Origin of the sequence: Methylobacterium variabile, assembly GCF_001043975.1 — a bacterium.
Lineage (GTDB): Bacteria > Pseudomonadota > Alphaproteobacteria > Rhizobiales > Beijerinckiaceae > Methylobacterium > Methylobacterium variabile.
The window spans coordinates 1-624 of sequence record NZ_LABY01000437.1 but is presented as its reverse complement, the minus strand read 5'-3'; the positions used below and the strand labels follow the sequence as shown (position 1 = coordinate 624).

Genomic DNA, 624 nt, shown 5'->3' with positions numbered 1-624 from the left:
CCAACCTCGGCGCGGTGGCGCTGAACCTCGGCACCGGGGGCCTGACCCAGTACGGGTCGTCGACCGGCCAGGTCACCACCAACACCCTGCAGCAGAACGGCTACGCTGCCGGCACCCTCACCTCGCTGGCGGTGACGAGCGACGGCAAGCTCACCGGCACCTACTCCAACGGCAACAGCGTGGCGCTGGCCCAGGTCGGGGTGGCGCGCTTCAACGCGCCCGATTCCCTCAAGGCGGTCTCGGGCGGCAACTTCGCCCAGACGGCGGAGTCCGGCGGGCCGCTCGCGGGGCTTGCCGGCACCACGATCATCGGCGGCAACGTCGAGCAGTCGAACACCGACACGGCCGGCGAGTTCTCGAAGCTCATCGTCACCCAGCAGGCCTACTCGGCCAACACCCGGGTGATGTCGACCGCCCAGCAGATGATGTCCGACCTCATTAACGTGATCCGCTGACCGCGGGGCACGTCGTTCCACGGGCCGGGATCCGGGGTCACCGGGGCCGGCCGCACTGCCCGGGGACGAGACAGAGCGCGGGATCCTCCCTTCTCCCTCAGCGGGAGAGGCATGGCGGACACGCCGATCCCGATACCGCCCTCCCGCACGGGGGAGGGGATCCCGCGCC

1 protein-coding gene is annotated in these 624 nt (G+C 70.8%); it reads left to right on the top strand.

Annotated elements, in window-relative coordinates; all coding sequences use genetic code 11:
- The coding region (locus tag VQ02_RS33725; RefSeq protein WP_048448645.1) for a flagellar hook-basal body complex protein at positions 1–455 on the top strand (455 nt) is incomplete at its 5' end.
- Between the last annotated feature and the right edge of the window lie 169 nt (positions 456–624).